Source organism: Devosia enhydra, assembly GCF_900119845.1.
In the GTDB taxonomy this organism is placed as follows: Bacteria; Pseudomonadota; Alphaproteobacteria; order Rhizobiales; family Devosiaceae; genus FPKU01.
On the sequence record NZ_FPKU01000002.1, the window covers coordinates 795,017 to 812,845 of the forward strand.

A 17,829-nucleotide genomic window follows, 5' to 3' on the forward strand; every position below is an offset into this window, starting at 1 on the left:
TCCGATGACGTCTACGCTTCCCCATTACGACCGTTTCGCCGCCCGTTTCGGTGCGGTCAACGACGTGCTCAACGCCGTCAACATCCTCAACTGGGATGCGCGCACCATGATGCCGGCAAAGGCCAGCGCCACGCGCGCCGAGCAGATCGGCACCCTGACAGAGCTCGCCCGCGATCTCATCGTCTCGAGCGAAAGCCGCGCGCTTGCCGCCGCCGCCGCCGAGGAAACCGCGCATCTACCCGAGACGGCGCCCGAGCGCCGCGCCGTCACGCAGGCGCTCGAAGCCATCGATTTCCACACCCGCGTCCCGGGCGATCTGGTCAAGGCGCGCGCCGCCCAGCATTCCGTGGCCAATGACGCCTGGATCTCGGCGCGCAAGGCCAACGACTTTTCCGTCTTTGCCCCGCATCTGGCCGAGATGCTGCGGCTGTCGCGGCTCTATGCCGATGCCATCGGCTGGCAGGAGCATCCCTATGATGCGCTGGTGGGGCTCTATGAGCCGGGCGAGACGGCGCGCAGCCTCTCCACCCTGTTCGGCGCCCTGCGCGAGGGACTGAAGCCGATCTATGCGGCAGCCACCGCCCGGCCCGCCCCGCGCAGCGACTTCCTCTTCCGCGCTGTGCCGCCCGATCTGCAGCGCAAGTTCGCGGCCCGCATCTCGGAGGCTTTCACCTTCGATCCCGGGCGCGGCCGGCTCGACATCTCGGTGCATCCCTTCGAGGTGTCCTTCACCCGCAACGATGTGCGGCTCACCACGCGCTATCGCGAAACTTTCATGCCCATGGCGCTTTTCGGCACGCTGCACGAAACCGGCCACGGGCTTTACGAGCAGAACATCGATCCGGCCTACACCCGCTCGGTGCTCGCCACCGACCTCATCGGGCTCTATGCGGTGGGCGGCACGAGCTTTGGCGCCCATGAATCCCAGTCCCGGCTGTGGGAGAACCATGTGGGCCGCAGCCGCGCCTTCTGGCAGCGCCACATTGAGGATCTGCGCGCCGATATCCCGGGCATTTACGACGATGTCTCCCCCGAGGAGTTTTTTCGCGGCATCACGCGCGTCTCGCCCGGCCTCACCCGGGTCGAATCCGACGAGATGAGCTATGATTTTCACATCATGCTGCGCGTCGAACTCGAACAGGCGCTTCTCGATGGCAGCCTCTCCGTCGCCGATCTGCCGGGCGCCTGGAACGCCGCCATGAAGCGCGACCTCGGGCTCGACGTGCCCGACGATCTCAGCGGATGCCTCCAGGATATCCACTGGTCGGTGGGGTATCTGGGCTCGTTCCCCACCTACACAATCGGCAACATCACGGCGGCCCAGCTCATGGAAACCGCACGCAGCACCGCGCCCCAGATCATCGCCGCGACAGAGGCCGGGGACTATGCCCCGCTCGCGGGCTGGCTGCGCGAGGCGGTCTGGCAGCATGGCCGGCGCTTCTCGCGCGACGAATTGCTGACGCGCGTTACCGGCCGGCCGCTCGAGATCGCGCCCTATCTCGCCCATCTCACCGCCCGCTACACCCAAGGGGAATGATCGTGGCCAGTCTTGCCATCCATGGAGGCGCCGGCACCATTCCGCGCGCCAATTTCACGCCCGAAAGCTACAAGGCCGCCCGCGATGGCCTGCGCGACGCGCTCCGCGCCGGCTGGGCGGTGCTGTCCAAGGGCGGGCTCGCCGTCGATGCGGTCGAGGCCGCGGTCGTCGCGCTTGAAAATCATCCGAGCTTCAATGCCGGGCATGGCGCCGTGCTCAATGCCGCCGGCGACCACGAGCTCGATGCCGCCATCATGGATGGGCGCGATCGCCGGGCCGGCGCCATCGCCTCGGCCCGCGCCATCCGTAACCCCGTGCGCGCCGCGCGCCGGGTGATGGAGGCGAGCGACTGCGTGCTGCTCTCGGCCGCCGGCGCCGATGCCTTTGCGCGCGAACAGGGGCTGGAGATGGTCGAGCAGGCCTATTTCACCACTCCCCTGCGCCAGCAGCACTGGCTGAGGGCGCAGGAGGAGCAGGCCGGGCTCTTGAAGCGTGAGCGCAGCGAGGCCGAAAAGCACGGCACCGTCGGCGCGGTGGCGTTCGACGATCACGGCAATCTCGCGGCGGCTACCTCTACCGGTGGCTACACCTACAAGCGCGCCGGGCGTGTGGGCGATACCCCGATCATCGGAGCGGGCACCTATGCCGCCAATGGCGTCGTGGCGGTGTCGTGCACCGGCATGGGCGAGTTCTTCATCCGCCGCGGCACTTCGCACGACATCGCGGCCCGCATCCGCTATCGCGGCGAGAGCCTCGAGGCCGCCACCGCTGCCGCCATCGCCGACCTGACCGAGGATGGCTGCGGGGCGGGCCTCATCGCCATCGACGGGGCGGGCCGCATCGCCCTGCCGCACAATACCGAGGGCATGTATCGCGGCTCGGTCACCGCCGATGGCGTCGTTTCGGTCGGCATCTATGCCGATGATTTCGCCGTGGTCGACTGAGCGGTCAGACCTCGATCGCGACCGGTGCGGGGAGGGTGAAGACTTCGCCATCGTCCCCGCGCTCGGCTTTCCACATGATCATGCCGAACTGCGCCGGCCTGTCGAGCACCGTCAGCCCGGCATGCCAGACCGTGCGTGCAATGGTGATCGCATCCTCACGCCCGGCGACGAAGGCCCTGGCGCGCGCGATATCGGGCGTGCCATCGGCCGCGTCGGGGGCGATCACCACGAGCCAGCGGCCCGCCACGATGGGCACGAAGGTCTGGGTCGAATGCATGTGCCGCTCGAGCGCGGCGATGCGCACCGGCCCATCCACCGGCTTGGGGCAGAGAAGGGTGAAGGCATGGGCGCCGGCGCTCTCGTCATGGCCCATCACCTCGGGCACCACCCGGGCCTTGCCGTCCTCGGCGCGCAAAAGCGTGACATGGGGAGAAAGCGCCTCGGCATCGAGCGGGCGGGCGATCAGCGTTTGCGTCATCAGCAGAAATCCTCGGGGCGTTGAAACGGTGAAACGCTTTAATTCACGCGCTTGAATCCGGAATGGCAGACGGGGCCGCGCAGCAGGGTTGTGACATCGCGGCCGTCCTCGCACTGGGCGATGAGCCCGAAGACCGGATCGAGCGCCTCGAAATAGGCATCGACCACATCGGGGCTGTGCGCGGTGGCGGTATAGATGCTGGTTGCGGCAAGATAGCCCTTTTCGAGCATTTCCTGGCTGATCAGCGTCTTGTAGGCGAGCCCGTTGGGCCCGGCGAAGGCAAAGCCGGTGAGGGCGGGCAGGCCGGAGGTGGTGATCGAAAGCCCATGGGCCGCAGCCAGTTCCCGCCAGCGCCGGGTGATCTCGGTCCCGGTCGCCGTGATCACCTCCCAGGAGCGGTCCTCCGCCATCGCATCGAGGGTTGCGAGGGCCGCCGCCGAACCGATGCGCTCGGTCCAGAAGGTGCTGCTGATGAAGCTGTTCTGCGCCGCTTCCATCACCTCGCGCCGCCCGATCACCGCCGTCACCGCATAGCCATTGCCCAGCGCCTTGCCGAAACTGGCCATGTCGGGCTCCACCCCATAGAGCAGGTGCAGCCCGCCCTGGCTCTGGCGGAAGCCCGAGGTGCATTCATCAAAGATCAGCACGATGCCGTGGCGGCTCGCCAGGTCCCGCACCGCCTGGAGAAAGGCCGGCGAGGGGTCGAAACTGCGCGCCACCTCCATCATGATCACGCCGATCCTGCCGGTCGCGATCAGCGCCTCGAGCGCCGGAATGTCGTTGAAGGCGAAGGGCGTGGTGGTGCCGCGCAGGTCCTTGGGCACGCCGGCGGGGTCGAGCCCCGGCAGAAGATGGCCGGCAAGGCTGTCATCGGCGCCCAGATTGGAGGCCAGGTACCAGTCGTGCCAGCCATGATAGCCGCAGATGGCGACGCCGTCGCGGCCCGAGGCGGCGCGCGCGATGCGGATCGCCACGGCATTGGCCTCGCCCCCGGTGCGCGCGAACCGGGCCATGTCCGCCCAGGGGTGCAGCGCCACCAGCCGTTCGGCCAGCGCCACTTCTTCGGGCGCGTTGAGGGTCGACATGTTGCCCGCCGCCACCGTGTCGAGCACCGCCCGGTCGACGCGTTCGTCGCCATAGCCCAGCGTATTGGCGCCCACCCCCATGATGGTCATGTCGATGAGTTCGCGCCCATCGAGGTCCCAGACGCGGCAGCCCTTGGCCTTGCTGAAATAGGCCGGCCAGAGTTCGGGCAGGAACATTTCGGGGCGCTTCGAGAGCAGCATGTTGCCGCCCGGAATGACCTTTTTTGCCCGCTTCCACAGCGCCTGTCCCGTGCCCATCCTCATCCTCCCCCATCGCTCTTGATTATATTGTTATCAGTGTAACATGATAGTTCAAGCGTTGCGGGAGCCCGAGCGATGTATGATTTCACCCCCACCGATCTCGACCGGCGCATCTGGGCCGAGGAGCTCGAGGACTTCGTCCCCGCCCGCGTGTTCGATGTACACACCCACATCTATCGCTGGGCCTTCAACCTCGATCCCGATCGCGACACCGGCCCTTATGCCGGAAGCATCGGGCGCTGGTTTCCGGAAGTCACGACCGCCTTGGCCGATGCCATCGAGGCGGCTCTGTTGCCCGGGCGGCAGGTGGAGCGGCTCGCCTTCCCGTTTCCGTTCGCGGGCGCCTGCGACTTTTCGGCGTCCAACGATTATGTGGCCGGGCAGGTCCGGGAGAGCCGCGCCTCGGCCAGCCTGATGCTCGTCCATCCCGGCATGGACGAGGCCGAGATCCTCGCAACCCTGCGCCGCACCGGGGCGATCGGGCTCAAGCCCTATCTCGTCTATGCCACCGCGCCCGACCGGGCCGAGGCGGCGATCACCGATTTCCTGCCCGAGCACCAGATCGCGCTCGCCGACCGGCACGGCCTCATCGTCATGATGCACCTTTCCAAGCGCCTCGCCGTCTCGGACCCTGCCAACATCGCCGACATAAGGCGCCTGAGCGAAGCCTATCCGCGCGTGCGCTGGATCCTGGCCCATTGCGCCCGCTCCTATTCGGCCTGGGCCATCGAAAAGGCGGCTGCGAGCCTCAGGGGCCTGCCCAATGTCTGGTACGACACCTCGACCGTGTGCGAGGCCGATGCGCTCGATGCGCTCTACACCGGGGTCGGAGCCGATCGCGTCATGTATGGCAGCGACGACATGATCGGGCCGATGCGCGGCAAATATGTCAGCTTCGGCTATGCCTGGTCCTTCCTCTCGGAAACCAACCACCAGCTTGCGCTCGGCCATTGCGACCCGCGCATGACCTATATCCGCTACGAGCAATTGCGCGCCATGAAGCGCGGCGCGCGCCGCATCGGGCTCGACACGCGCCAGCGCGAGGCCCTGTTTCACGACACGGCCCGCGCCCTCGTCGATGCCGCCCGCGCCGACGCGGCCGGCCTCAGGACGCCATGATCTCGGGGATCATCGCCATCGCCACCGGGCGCAGGGCGAGTGCGTCATCGTCGGGGATCGAGGCATAGGGCGCCCGAAGCCGGGTGCCGATATCGGCCCAGCCCCCGATCCTGGCGAGGAGCTTGTCGAGCGCCGCATTGGAAAAGCCGCGCTCGGCATAGGGCAGGATATGTCCCGAGATGAAGGCCCTGATGCGCGTCTCGAGGGCGAGCCCCGCCGTGATATCTATGTCCATCATCTCCTGCCAGGCCATGGCGCCCAAGGGGTTGAGGCAGGCGATGTTTGAAAAGGCCCCCGCCGCCACCCCTTCTGCGCGCCCGGTCGCAAGGTGATGGCCGGGCACGAAGACGCCCAGATGGCTCAGATGCCGGCGGGCCTCAGCATAAAAGTCGGTGCCCTGGAGCGTCAGCTTGGCCGCCACCACCCCTGTAGCGCGCGTCACCTCGGCAAGATCGGCCGGTCCCAGCACACGCTTGGCATGGGGCGGGTTGTAGAGCACGAGCGGCACCGGCCCTGCCGCGTCGCTCGCCCGCTCGATGAAGGCGCGCGCCTCGCCATTGGTCACCGGCCACCAGTCGGGCAGGATGACCTGGATGGCGAGGGGCGAAAGCGCCGCCGCGCGGCGGATGCGGGCCATCTGCACCACCGGGTCGCTGTGGCAGGCCCCGATGACGAAGGCCATGCCTGCCCGCTGGCAGGCCGCGGCCAGCAGCCCCTGGATCGCGTCGAATTCGGCCTCGGTCTGGGCGTAGAACTCCCCGGCCGTCCCGTTCGAATAGATGCCGTCGACCCCTGTAGCGATCAGCGCCGCGATGCCGTCGGCGAGCCGGGCGAAGTCGATCGCGTCATCCTCACCGATGGGCAACAGCAGCGAGGCCCAGGTGCCCTTGGGTCCGGCTGGGTTCATCCTCGCCATCTGCGTCCCCCCATCCGTGCGGGTTCAGCCGTTCATCGTCTCGAGCAGCCTCAGCCCCTTGAGGCCGCGCTCGGCGGCAAAGGCGCGGAAATCGGCCTTGAGGGCGGCTTCGGTCTCGGGGGTGAAATTGGTCATCGGGCGGCGGCAGAAGCCGGCATCGGCACCTTGCCAGGCCATCATCCGCTTGATCGCGGCCATTGGGTTGCGGCTGAGCGCAAAGAAGATCACGGCATTGCCGGTTTCCTGCAGCGCCTTGGCCCGTTCGAGGTCGCCCGCCTGCATCGCTGCGTAGATGGCGAGGAAGATTTCGGGAATGGCGTTGTAGAAGCTGCCGATGAGCCCGTCCGCCCCGAAGGCGAGGCCCGACATCGCCATCTCGTCGGCACCCGAATAGAGGATGAAGTCGGGCCCGATCTCGGCCTTGATGCGCATGATGTCGTGATGGGTCGAGGCGGTATATTTGATCCCCTCCACCCCGGGGATCTCGGCCAGCCGCTTGATCATGTCGAAGCCGAAAAGCCCGGCCAGCGGCACGTTGTAGGCGCACATGGGCAGCCCCGTGGCCGCCGTGATGTCGGTGTAATAGGCCAGGATCTGGTCCTGCGAGAAGCCCCAGTAGAAGGGCGGCACCGACGAGAGCGCGTCGGCCCCGGTCCGCTCGGCATGGCGCGCCAGTTCGATCGAGTGATGCGTGCTGATCGCCCCCACATGGGCGATCACCGGCACCCGGCCCGCCACCTGATCGATGACCACCTCGAGCACCTCTTTGCGCTCGTCGGGCGACATCATGAAGGCTTCCCCGGTGCTGCCGGTGACATAGAGCCCGTCCACCCCCCGCTCGACGAGGAAATCGACGACCTTGCGCATGCGGCCTGCGTCGAAGTCTTCATTTTCGTCAAAGGGCGTGACGAGCGCGGGCAGCACGCCCCTGATCTCGGACAGTTTGCGAGCGGACACTTTGGGCTCCGGGTTGAAAGGGTCAGGCTTTGGTCTGGGTAAAGGTATGGGTCTGGGTCTGGGTGGGGATCTGCGCGGGGGCCGGGGCGGCCTCGGGCAGGTCGATGAGATGGCAGGCGGCGAAATGCTCCTGCCCGTCCACCTGGTAGCGCTTGAGCGGGGGCACCACTGTGCGGCACACATCCTTGGCGTAGCGGCACCGGGGGTGGAAGGGGCAGCCGGGGGGCGGGTCGACCGGGCTCGGCACGTCGCCCTCGAGCACGATGCGGGCGCTCTTCTTGTCCAGATCGGCCACCGGAATGGCCGAGAGCAGTGCCTCGGTATAGGGGTGGAGGCTCTTGGCAAAGAGGTCCTCGGAGCGGCACAGCTCCACCACCTTGCCCAGATACATCACCGCCACCCGGTCGCAGATATATTCGGTGACGCTGAGGTCATGGGTGATGAAGATATAGGTGAGGCCCCGCTCGGCCTTGAGCTTCATCAGCAATTGCAGCACCTGCGCCTGGATCGACACGTCGAGCGCCGACACCGCCTCGTCGCAGACGATGAGCTCGGGCTCGATGCTGAGCGCGCGCGCAATGCCGATGCGCTGGCGCTGGCCGCCCGAAAACTCGTGCGGATAGCGGTCCATGTATTCGCGCCGCATGTTCACCGCCTCGAGCAGGTCCCCGATGATCTTGCGCCGCTCCTCGCGCGATCGGACGCCATATTTCTTCAGCGGGTCCTCGAGCGAGCCGAAGATGGTGAAGGCGGGATTGAGCGAGGATTGCGGGTCCTGGAAGACGATCTGGAGGCGCTTGCGGAAGGGGGTGAGCCCGTCATGGTCGAGCCCGGTGAGGTCGGTTTCCTCCGCCTCGGGCGAGCGATAGACGATCTCCCCGGCGGTGGGGCGCACCAGTTGCAGGATCGCCTTGCCCAGCGTTGTCTTGCCGCAGCCGCTCTCGCCCACGAGCCCCAGCACCTCGCCGCGATAGACGTCGATATCGATGCCGTCGACGGCGCGCACATGGCCCACCGTGCGCTTGAAGACGCCGGCCTTGACGGGAAAATGCGCCTTGACCCCGCGCAGCCTGAGGATGACGTCCTGCGTTTCAGCCATGGGGCACGAGCTCCTTGTAGCGCCAGCACATGACACGATGGCTGGCGCTGATCGCGGTTTCGGGCGGCATCTGCTGGCATTGGGCGATGGCGAAGTCGCAGCGGTCGGCGAACTGGCACCCCTTGGGCCGGTTGAGCGGGTCGGGGGTGGCTCCACGGATCGCCTTGATGTCCTGGTTCTTCCCCTTGCCCAGCACCGGCACGGAGGCGAGCAGTGCCTTGGTATAGGGGTGGGTGGGGCGGCGCAGCACGTCGTCCACCGTGCCCGCCTCCACGATATTGCCCATATACATTACCGCCACGTCGTCGGCGAGTTCGGCCACCACGCCCATGTCGTGGGTGATGAGCATGATGCCGGTGCCGTGCTCGCGCTTGAGCCTGTCCATGAGCGCAAAGATCTGCGCCTGGATGGTCACGTCGAGCGCGGTGGTCGGTTCGTCGGCGATCAGCACCTTGGGGTTGCACGCCATGGCCATGGCGATCATGGCGCGCTGCCGCATGCCCCCCGAATAGCGATGGGGAAAGTCGTTGACGCGCTTTTCGGGCAGGGCGATGCCCATCTCGCGCAACAGCGAGACGGCCTTCTCATGGGCCCGGCGCCCCACCATCCGCATATGGTATCTGAGGCTTTCCTTGATCTGGAAGCCGATCGAATAGACCGGGTTCAGCGCCGTCATCGGGTCCTGGAAGATCATCGCGATCTCCCCGCCGCGGATCCGCCGCATCTGCCGTCCGTTCTTTTCGAGCGCATGCAGGGCGATGTCGCCGCGCTCGGAATGATAGACGATCTCCCCCTCCTCGATGCGTGAGAGGGTGGGCAGGAGCTGCATGATCGAGGCGGCGGTCACCGATTTGCCGCAACCGCTTTCCCCCACGATGCAGAGCGTCTTGCCCTTCCTGATCTCGAAGGAGACCCCGTTGAGCGCCTTGTTGCAGCGGTTGTTGGTGTAAAAGAACGTCTTGAGCCCGCGCACCGAGATCGCGACGTCGCTTGTATCGGGCATGGTTGTTTCCCGGGTCATCGGCCTATCCCTGCTGGCTCGGATCGGTGGCGTCGCGCAGGCCATCGCCGATGAAGTTGACCGACAGGACGAAGAGCGAGATCACCGCGCCCACCGGCAGCCAGATCCACCATGCCGTCTGCAGCACGCGGATATCCTGCGCCACGTTGAGGATATTGCCCCAGGTGGGGATCGAGAGCGGCACCCCGAGCCCGAGAAAGCTCAGCCCGGCCTCCTGCAGGATGAAGGCTGCGGTCGAAAGCGTGATGTTGACCATGATCGGGCCCAGCGCGTTGGGCAGCATGTGCTTGTAGGCGATCAGCGGCCGGGAGAGCCCGAAGCTGCGCAGCGCCAGCACATATTCCTCCTCGCGGATGCTGAGCATGCGGGCCCGCGCCATGCGGTAGATGCCGGCCCATCCGGTGAGGGTGAAGATCAGCATCAGGTTGACCAGCGACTGCCCCAGGATCGACACCAGCAGCAGCACGAGGATGATCTGGGGGAAGGCCATGACGATTTCTGAGACGCGCATGGCCAGCGCATCGAGCCAGCCCCCGACATAGCCCGAATAGACCCCGATCAGCACCCCGATGATGGCGGCGAGCAGCGCACTGCCCAGCCCCACGAGGATGGAGATGCGCCCGCCATAGAGCACCCGCGCGAAGAGATCGCGTCCCGTGCGGTCGGTGCCGAACCAGTGCTCCCAGGAGGGCGGCTGCAGGATGGCGCGCAGGTTGATGCGGTTGGGATCGTAGGGGGTGAGGATGGGCGCGAGGATCGAGGCGAGGAGGATGATCGAAAACACCACGAGCCCGAACACTGCGAGGCGGTTGTTCAAGAATTTGCGCACCGCGCGCGAGCCGCTGCCGGAGCGCGCCAGCCCCGCCTCCTCGCGGGCGCGGATGCGGTCGAACTGGGCGTCGAGCCGGGTGCGGCGGCGCGGCGCGGGGGTGTGGATGCGGGTCTGGTCGGTGGGAGTCTGGTTGATGGACATGGCCTAGTCTCCCAGCCTCACGCGCGGATCGATGACCGCCGTCAGCACATCGACGATGAGGCTTGCCAGGAGCACCGCCATCACCGAGAGCAGCGCGATGGTCATCACCACCGGATAATCCTGCGAGCGCACGGCCGAGATGAATTCATTGCCGATGCCGGGCCACTGGAACACCTGCTCGATGATCACCGAACCCCCGATCAGCACCGGCAGGCGAAACCCGATCAGCACCACCACCGGGGTCAGAGCCACGCGGAACCCGTGCAAAAGGTTGACCCGCCATTCGGGCAGCCCCTTGGAGCGCGCCGTCTTGATGAAGTCGCGGCTCAGCGCATCGAGCATGGAGGAGCGCGCATAGCGCATCACCCCGGCCGTCAGCATGATTGAGAGCACCATGGCCGGCATCACGAGATGCGGCAGCCGGTCCCAGAAGGTCACATAGCCCGGCATCGAGCGGCCACCCACCGGGAACCAACCCAGATTGAGCGCAAACACCCAGATGGCGACGAGGCCGAAGAAGAATTCGGGGATCGAGACCCCCAGCATGCCCACCACGGTCAGCGCGCTGTCGGTCTTGGAGCCGCGCTTGAGGGCACTGAGCACGCCCAGAAGGCTGCCCACGAGGGTGGAAAACACCAGCGCCACCGCCGCCAGTTCGAGGGTGGCGGGCAGGCGCGTCGCGATGATCGAGGCGATCGGCACCCCGCCGCTCATCGAGTAGCCGAAATTGCCCTGCATCAAATTGGTGAACCAGGCCCAGAACCGGACATGGAAAGGCTGGCCCAGTCCCAGCGACTGGCGCAGCGCCTCCAGCTGGGCAGGATCCATGGAGCCGGCGCTGTCGGGATTGATCATGTGGGAGACCGCGTCTCCCGGCGTCAGTTCGAGGCCCAGATAGACGAGGAAGCAGATGGCAAAGGCCATCGGAATGAGGATCAGGATGCGCCTGATGATATAGGTCAGCATGGGCCCGGCCGATCTCCCTGGGACGTTTGGCAGGCGCTCCCGGCGCGCTGCCACAAGGGGCAGGCGCGCCGGGAGGCGGGTTCGTCAGCGGGTCGGATGCGGGAACTGGTTGATCCACAGCATGCGGGTATAGGGAATGTCGACCGGGTAGACATTCATGTAGGCGAGGGCTTCGAGGCCCGGCACGTCACCGGCCGCCTTGGTGTAGCCGAAATCGGCGCGGCCAGCCTGGGCGTTGACCAGGAGGTTGCCGTCATTGTCGCTCGAGGGGCGGGCGATGATCTGTTCGATCTTGGGGGTGCCCTTGTGGTAGCCCTCGAAGGGCACGAGGGTGGTGTAGTCGTTCATCACCACCTCATCGATCTTGAACGGGCCCGACCCGATCGGCTTCTGCCAGAAGGCCGCCTGCTGCAGGGTCACCGGGTCGACGCCCTCGAACTGCTTGGACGGCAGGGGCGCGAACTGGCTGAAGCTCAAGAGCACGTTGGGATCGAGCCGCGCGAACTTGATCGTGATGGTGTTGCCCTCGGCGGAGACCCCCGACAGCGTCTCAGCCTCGCCCTTGATGAAGGCGTCGGCGCCCTCGATCTTCTTCATGGTGGCCTGCAGCACCGGCTGGGTCACGGGGAACTTGGTTGCTGCCCCGATCGACCAGATCACGTCGTCCGCCGTGATCGGGCTGCCGTCATGCCAGGTGAGGCCGTCCTTGAGGGTGAAGGTGAAGGTCAGCCCGTCCTCGCTCACCGAATAGCTCTCGGCCATCTCGCCCCCGATGGGGGTGAGGGCACCATCGGCCTCGAGAATGGTGTCGAAGGCGAACTTGTTGGCCACCCAGATGCCCAGGTTCTGCCAGGGCACTTCGAAGAACTGCGAGGGGCCGGCATTGGTGTACATCACCGCCTTGCCCGAGGCATCGGGCGCGATCGTCCAGTTCTCGACGCCCCAGTTGTAGTTGTACTGCTCGTTGCCATAGGGCGCGCCATTGCGGTCGAGCCGGTCGCTCTCATAGGTATAGAGCTGCTGGTAGTAGAGGGGGATCTGGTACACATTCTCATTGATGATGTGCTCCATCTCGAAATAGCCCTCGCGCTGCACCTCCGGATCGGTGGTGCCGTTCACCTTGGCGACGAGCTCGTTCATCCGCGGGATGTTGGGGATCATCGGCTTGAGGCCATAGGCGTAGCGGTTGAAATATTCCTGCAGCGCCAGCGCCGCGCGGGCGCCATAGAGCATGTCCCAGGTAACCTTGGAGGGGCCGTTCACCGGATCGTCGGGCACAACCGAGATCTGCGAGGCGACATCGCCCTCGACCAGCCGGTAGTTCATCGAGATGCCGACATCGGCGAGATAGGCCTGCATGGCGGCCATCAGGTCGGCGGTCGCCTGGTCGGTATAATAATAGACCACGTCGAGCACGCGGCTCGAATCCCAGCCGGCTTCAGCCAGGAGCGCGCGGGCCTTGTCGGGATCGTAGTCGTAGCGGATGAGATCGGTGGGCTTGTTGGGGCCGTCGGGCAGCATGCCCACGGCGCGCACCGCCTGGCCCTCGAAGATGGTCTCCACGATCGTTTCCATGTCGAGCGCATAGGCGATCGCCTTGCGCACGCGCGGGTCCGACAGCGGGTTCTCGTTGATCGGCTGGGCCAGAACCGGCGCGATCGCGGTGGTCGAGAGCAGCGCGGCAAGCCCGGCTGCGATAAGCGTCTTGAAGGTCATGCGTGTTCCCCTGTTGAAAAAAGCGTCTTTGGGTTACCGGCTCCGGGTCCCCGTCGGCTGGCCGGTCAGTCGCGGCCTCCACGCCGCGACGCTTGAAAAAGCCCTGGACTACACCTCCGCACCCTCTCGGCCGTCCCCCTGCGGGGTCAGCACCTGGTTGACATAGACCGCGTAGTTGCGGGTGAGGTGTTTGGTGAGGATCGTGACGGCCGCATCGGCATCCTTGGCGATGATGGCCTGGACCACGCCCTTGTGTTCGTCATTGCTGCGCCGGTTGTGGCTCGTCACGTCGCGCGGGCCCGGCCGGGTCATCATCAACCCGCCCACGAACGCATCGTGCAGGGCCACGAAGATCGGGTTGCCCGGCACTTCGGCCAGCGCCCGGTGAAAGTCGACATCGGTGAGGCGGAAGGCCGGCAGGTCGTTGATCGCCCTGTCGCCGCGCTCGATGGCCGCGACCATCTTGCCGATCTGGGCCGGGGTGGCGGCCTCGGCGGCGTAGCGCACGAGGCTGGTTTCGAGAAAGAGCCGCGCCTGCTCCATATGTGCGCCGCCCTCGGTGCCGCGGAAAAAGAGGCGCGAGGCCGCCGAGATGCTGCCCAGGAGCTGGGTCAGCGTCGGATAGACCACCCGTGGCCGGAAGCCCTTGCGCAACTCCACGAGCCGCATCGTCTCGAGCCGCTTGATCGCCTCGCGGATGGCGGTCCGCCCCACACCGAAGCGCTCGCAGAGATCGCGCTCGGGCGGCAGCATGGCACCCGCCTCGAAGAGCCCGCCATGGATTTCCTCGGCGAGGAGCGCGGCGATCTCGGGGGCGCCGGGCGCCGATTTCGGTGCGCCATCCGCAACGAGGCGCAACCGGGTCGGCTGTTCTGGTTGTAGGCCGCCAATCTCTGGTCGACCAAAATCGAGCGGCTTGCCGCCGGAACGGAAGTCTGGCGCCTGAGGCGATGCGGTTTCAGCCATCGAAGGTCACGCCCGAGAAATAGGGTTCCACAAGGCCCGCTTGGCGAGCCGGTTTCCGCAAGTCCATTCCGTTTTGACCGGCGAAATCGACGATCCTGTTCGCCATCACGCCGAAAACCGATATTGACAGCCTAAGCTATCTCATTAACATAACAACATAGTTTTTTTGGGTGTCAAGCGGCTTCATCCGATCCGCCTTGACGAGAGGGGCGGAATGGGGCGGTCGATGGGGGATGGCATGGCGCGGGTTCTGATCATCGGCAGCGGCGGTATCGGCCGACGGCATCTGCGCGGCTATGCCGCCACCGGGCGCGCCCGCCTCTCGATCGTCGAGCCCCATGAGGGTCGCCGGCAGGAGGCCGAGGCGATGTTCCCGATCGAGGAGAGTCATGCCGATCTCGCCACGGTCGACCTCAAGGCCTTCGACCTCGCCGTCATCTGCGCGCCCGCCAATCTGCACGTGCCGTTGATCACCGCCTGCGCCGCGGCGCGGCTGCCCTTCATGGTCGAAAAGCCGCTCGCCGTGACCATGGATGGGGTGGATGCAGCGATTGCGGCCGTCGAGGCGGCCGGCATCCTCGCCCGGGTCGGCTATATCCGCCGCATTGCCCCCGAGATCCTCGCCCTGCGCGAGAAGATCGCAGCCGGCCTCATCGGCGACCTGCGGCTCGTCTACGTCAATTCGAGCCAGGATTTCCCCAAATACCGGCCCGATTTCCAGCGCACCTATTACGCCCGCCCCGAAATGGGCGGCGGCGCCATCCTCGATGCGGCGAGCCACACCTTCGATATGCTGGTCTGGCTCATGGGCCGGCCAGTGGCGGTGGCTTCCATGTATGACCGGCTGGTGCTCGAGGGCACCGACACCGAGGATACCTGCCTCGTCAGCATCCGCTTTGCCAGCGGCGCCATGGCCAATGTCACCATCAACCAGTTCCAGAAGCCCAATGTCGCCGAGGCGAGCTTCATCGGCACCAAGGGCAATCTGACCCTCGCCCATTCGGTCCTCAGCCACTGGGATGATGACAGCGGCCGGCCCCGCGAGACGCGCGACTACATGGATGGGCTCGTGCCCACCGAGGCGCACCAGGCCCGCTTCACCCTCGAGGCCAACGCCATGCTCGATGCGCTCGATGGCCGGCCCTGCAGCCTTGCCACCCTTTCGGAGGCGCGCGAAAGCCTGCGCATCGCGCTGGGCGCCAAGGCCTCCTGGGACAACCGCATCATCGTCTCGCTCTAACGCCGAGGATCCCCGCCATGTTTTCGCTCGAAGGCCGCACCGTGCTCGTCACCGGCGGGGCCGGCTATCTGGGCACCCCGGTCTGCCTGTTGCTCAAGGCGCAGGGCGCCAATGTCGTCATCGCCGACAAGGACCGGGGCCGGCTCGAAACGGCGCGGGAGACCATCGGCGCCGCGCCCGGCCAGGGCGGGGTCGAAATCCTGCCCATCGACATGGCCGACGAGCCCTCGATCCTCGCCTGCGTCGCTGATGCGGCGGCCCGGTTCGGCGGGCTGTCCGGGCTCATCGCCGCCACCGCCTTCAATTCGGGCAAGCGCTTCGAGGCGCTCGATGCCGAGACCTTCGATCTGGCCAACCGCATCAACCTCACCGGCACCTTCCTCCTCGCCCGCGCCGCTGCGGAGGCGATGGGGCAGGGCGGCGCCATCGTGCTCTATTCCTCGATGTATGGGGTGGTGTCCCCCGATCCGGGCAAATATCCGGGCGGCATGGCGCCTAACGCCATCGAATACGGGGTCGGCAAGGCCGGCCTCAACCAGATGGTGCGCTACATGGCCGGCCATTATGGGCCGCGCGCCATCCGCGTCAACGCGCTCTATCCCGGCCCCTTCCCGCATGAGGGGGTGCAGAAGGACCATCCCGAGTTCATCGCCAACCTTTCGGCCGCCACCATGCTCAAGCGCATCGGGCGCCAGCACGAAACGGCCGGCGCCGCCGTCTTCCTCGTTTCGGATGCCGCCTCCTACGTCACCGGCCAGGTGCTGGGCGTGGATGGCGGCTGGACCGCATGGTGACCCTTATGAGCTTTCCCTTCGCCGACCGCCCCATCCGCCTCGCCATGCTCGGCATGGTGGAGGGCAATGGCCATCCCTATTCCTGGTCGATGATCATCAATGGCCGCTATGACGCCGAGGCGCTCAAGGCCTGCCCCTATCCGGCCATCATCAGCTATATCGGCCGGCAACCGCCCGAAACGCTCGGCATTCCGGGGGTCGAGGTCACCCATGTGTGGACCGACAACCCCGCCGATGCCGTCTCGGTGGCGGCGGTGGCCAAGATCGCCAATGTCGCTGCGCGCGCCGAAGATGTCATCGGCGCCGTCGATGCCGTGGTGATCGCCACCGACAAGGGCTTCGAGCATGTAGAGCGGGCGCGGCCTTTCGTCGAGGCGGGCCTGCCCGTCTTCGTCGACAAGCCGCTCTGCGACACTCGCGCCGATCTTGAAACCTTCAGCCGCTGGGTCGGCGAGGGCCGGCCGATCATCTCGTCCTCGGGCATGCGCTTTGCCAAGGAATTCGCCCCCTATCACGGCTCGACCCATGAATTCGGGCCTTTGCGCACGGTCTTTGCCACCATGGCCAAGAAGTGGGAGACCTATGGCATCCATGCGCTGGAATCGATCTACCCGATCGTCGGGCCCGGCTTCGTTTCGGTGCGCAACACCGGCACCTATGAGCGCAATGTGGTCCATCTCAAGCACGAGAAGGGCATCGATATCGTGCTCACCGTCACCGCCGACCAGATCGGCGGGTCGGGCTTCATCACCTTGGCCGGCACCGAGGGCGGGGTCACGCTGCGCAGTCAGGATACCTTCACCGCCTTCAAGGCCCAGCTCGAAAGCTATGTGGGGTTCCTGCGCACCGGCGTGCCGCCCGTACCCTTCGCCCACACGCGGGAATTGATGCAACTCGTCATTGCCGGCATCGAAAGCCGCGAGGCCGGCGGCGCCGAGATCTTCCTCTCCAGCTTCAAGGCCTGACCGATGGGTGTTCTCGAGAGTTTCTCGCTTGCCGGCAAGATCGCCCTCGTCACCGGGGGCGCAGGGCTCTATGGCCGGCAGATCGTTGCCGCCCTCGCCGAGGCGGGCGCCACGACCTACATGGCCTCGCGCGATGTCGCAAAGCTCGAGGCGCTTGCCAAAGAGCATCGCGCGCAGGGCCACGATGTCACCGCCCTTGCGCTCGATCTTTCGTCCGATGCCTCAATCGAGGCGGTGCACGAGACCATCCGCGCCCGCAGCGGGCGCTGCGACATCCTCGTCAACAATGCCGTGACGCGCTCGGCCACCTCCGGCTGGGACCATGACCTCGAAGCCTATGACAAAAGCCTGCGGGTCAACGCCTCGGCGCTCTTCAAGATCACCTCGCTTTTCGGCAAGGCCATGGCCGCCAATGGCTCGGGCTCGATCATCAATATCGGCTCGATGATGGGCATGGTCGGGGTCGAGATGGCCAATTATGCCGGCACCGACATGAGCGCCGATCCCTCGCCGATCTATTTCTACGAGAAGGGCGGGATGATCAATTTCACCCGCTGGGCCGCGAGCATCCTGGGCAAGAGCAATGTGCGGGTCAATTGCCTCTCCCCCGGCGGGCTCTTTTCCAACCAGCCCGCCCCCTTCGTGAAGAACTATTCCGATCGCACCCAATTGGGGCGCATGGCCAATGATACCGATCTCATGGGCGCCATCGTCTTTCTTGCCTCCGATGCTTCCGCCTACATCACCGGCGCCAATATCCCGGTCGATGGCGGCTATACCGCAAAGTAGAGA

General features: G+C 66.2%; 17 protein-coding genes. 7 read left to right on the forward strand and 10 right to left on the reverse strand.

Annotated features, from left to right (window positions below; translation table 11 throughout):
* Nucleotides 1-4 precede the first annotated feature (4 nt).
* Both BT183_RS12945 and BT183_RS12950 read left to right on the forward strand, forming a co-directional pair.
* Nucleotides 5-1,537 carry a carboxypeptidase M32 gene (locus BT183_RS12945; protein WP_072344741.1) on the forward strand — a complete coding sequence of 511 codons (1,533 nt, stop codon included), beginning with the start codon at nt 5-7 and terminating at the stop codon, nt 1,535-1,537.
* Nucleotides 1,534-2,481 carry an isoaspartyl peptidase/L-asparaginase family protein gene (locus tag BT183_RS12950; protein WP_072343722.1) on the forward strand — a complete coding sequence of 316 codons (948 nt, stop codon included), beginning with the start codon at nt 1,534-1,536 and terminating at the stop codon, nt 2,479-2,481. The genes BT183_RS12945 and BT183_RS12950 overlap by 4 nt, the downstream gene beginning before the upstream one ends.
* Nucleotides 2,482-2,485: 4 nt before the next feature.
* Here the strand turns inward: BT183_RS12950 and BT183_RS12955 are convergent, their stop codons facing one another.
* Both BT183_RS12955 and BT183_RS12960 read right to left on the reverse strand, forming a co-directional pair.
* A complete protein-coding gene (locus BT183_RS12955) occupies nt 2,486-2,959 on the reverse strand; it encodes an ureidoglycolate lyase (protein ID WP_072343725.1) in 474 nt (157 codons plus the stop codon).
* 38 nt (nt 2,960-2,997) lie between these two features.
* On the reverse strand, nt 2,998-4,302 hold the full coding sequence (locus BT183_RS12960) for an aminotransferase class III-fold pyridoxal phosphate-dependent enzyme (RefSeq protein ID WP_072343727.1): 1,305 nt from the start codon (nt 4,300-4,302) through the stop codon (nt 2,998-3,000).
* Between the two features lie 78 nt (nt 4,303-4,380).
* Between BT183_RS12960 and BT183_RS12965 the strand changes: the two genes are divergently transcribed.
* Nucleotides 4,381-5,424: an amidohydrolase family protein gene (locus BT183_RS12965; RefSeq protein WP_072343730.1), complete on the forward strand. Its 1,044-nt coding sequence runs from the start codon at nt 4,381-4,383 to the stop codon at nt 5,422-5,424.
* On the opposite strand, the gene BT183_RS12970 is transcribed toward BT183_RS12965, so the two are convergent.
* The 8 genes from BT183_RS12970 to BT183_RS13005 form a co-directional block, all read right to left on the reverse strand.
* Nucleotides 5,411-6,331 (reverse strand): dihydrodipicolinate synthase family protein, encoded by a 921-nt coding sequence (locus BT183_RS12970; protein WP_072343732.1) that lies wholly within the window; start codon nt 6,329-6,331, stop codon nt 5,411-5,413. The genes BT183_RS12965 and BT183_RS12970 overlap by 14 nt on opposite strands.
* 33 nt (nt 6,332-6,364) lie before the next feature.
* Nucleotides 6,365-7,297, reverse strand: a complete 933-nt coding sequence (locus BT183_RS12975; protein WP_072343735.1) for a dihydrodipicolinate synthase family protein — start codon at nt 7,295-7,297, stop codon at nt 6,365-6,367.
* 22 nt (nt 7,298-7,319) lie between these two features.
* Nucleotides 7,320-8,396: an ABC transporter ATP-binding protein gene (locus BT183_RS12980; protein WP_072343737.1), complete on the reverse strand. Its 1,077-nt coding sequence runs from the start codon at nt 8,394-8,396 to the stop codon at nt 7,320-7,322.
* Nucleotides 8,389-9,417, reverse strand: coding sequence for an ABC transporter ATP-binding protein (locus BT183_RS12985; RefSeq protein ID WP_210185472.1), 1,029 nt, complete (start codon nt 9,415-9,417; stop codon nt 8,389-8,391). The genes BT183_RS12980 and BT183_RS12985 overlap by 8 nt, the downstream gene beginning before the upstream one ends.
* A 4-nt stretch (nt 9,418-9,421) precedes the next feature.
* Complete coding sequence (locus tag BT183_RS12990) at nt 9,422-10,390, reverse strand: ABC transporter permease (protein WP_072343743.1); 969 nt, start codon at nt 10,388-10,390, stop codon at nt 9,422-9,424.
* A 3-nt stretch (nt 10,391-10,393) separates the two neighbouring features.
* On the reverse strand, nt 10,394-11,356 hold the full coding sequence (locus BT183_RS12995) for an ABC transporter permease (RefSeq protein WP_072343746.1): 963 nt from the start codon (nt 11,354-11,356) through the stop codon (nt 10,394-10,396).
* An 84-nt stretch (nt 11,357-11,440) separates the two neighbouring features.
* A complete protein-coding gene (locus BT183_RS13000; RefSeq protein WP_072343749.1) occupies nt 11,441-13,072 on the reverse strand; it encodes an ABC transporter substrate-binding protein in 1,632 nt (543 codons plus the stop codon).
* A gap of 108 nt (nt 13,073-13,180) precedes the next feature.
* A complete protein-coding gene (locus BT183_RS13005) occupies nt 13,181-13,930 on the reverse strand; it encodes an FCD domain-containing protein (RefSeq protein WP_072343752.1) in 750 nt (249 codons plus the stop codon).
* Nucleotides 13,931-14,276: 346 nt separating this feature from the next.
* Here BT183_RS13005 and BT183_RS13010 point away from each other — a divergent pair, with 346 nt between their 5' ends.
* From BT183_RS13010 to BT183_RS13025, 4 genes are read left to right on the forward strand one after another with little or no spacing between them, the layout of a single operon-like run.
* On the forward strand, nt 14,277-15,278 hold the full coding sequence (locus BT183_RS13010) for a Gfo/Idh/MocA family protein (RefSeq protein WP_177282521.1): 1,002 nt from the start codon (nt 14,277-14,279) through the stop codon (nt 15,276-15,278).
* A 17-nt stretch (nt 15,279-15,295) separates the two neighbouring features.
* The gene (locus tag BT183_RS13015) at nt 15,296-16,072 is read left to right on the forward strand and encodes an SDR family NAD(P)-dependent oxidoreductase (RefSeq protein ID WP_072343758.1); all 777 of its coding nucleotides are present in this window, start codon (nt 15,296-15,298) and stop codon (nt 16,070-16,072) included.
* Nucleotides 16,073-16,077: 5 nt separating this feature from the next.
* Entirely contained in the window at nt 16,078-17,037 is a 960-nt protein-coding gene (locus BT183_RS13020; RefSeq protein WP_072344744.1) for a Gfo/Idh/MocA family oxidoreductase, read from the forward strand.
* 3 nt (nt 17,038-17,040) lie between these two features.
* On the forward strand, nt 17,041-17,826 hold the full coding sequence (locus tag BT183_RS13025) for an SDR family oxidoreductase (protein ID WP_072343761.1): 786 nt from the start codon (nt 17,041-17,043) through the stop codon (nt 17,824-17,826).
* The last annotated feature ends 3 nt before the right edge of the window (nt 17,827-17,829 follow it).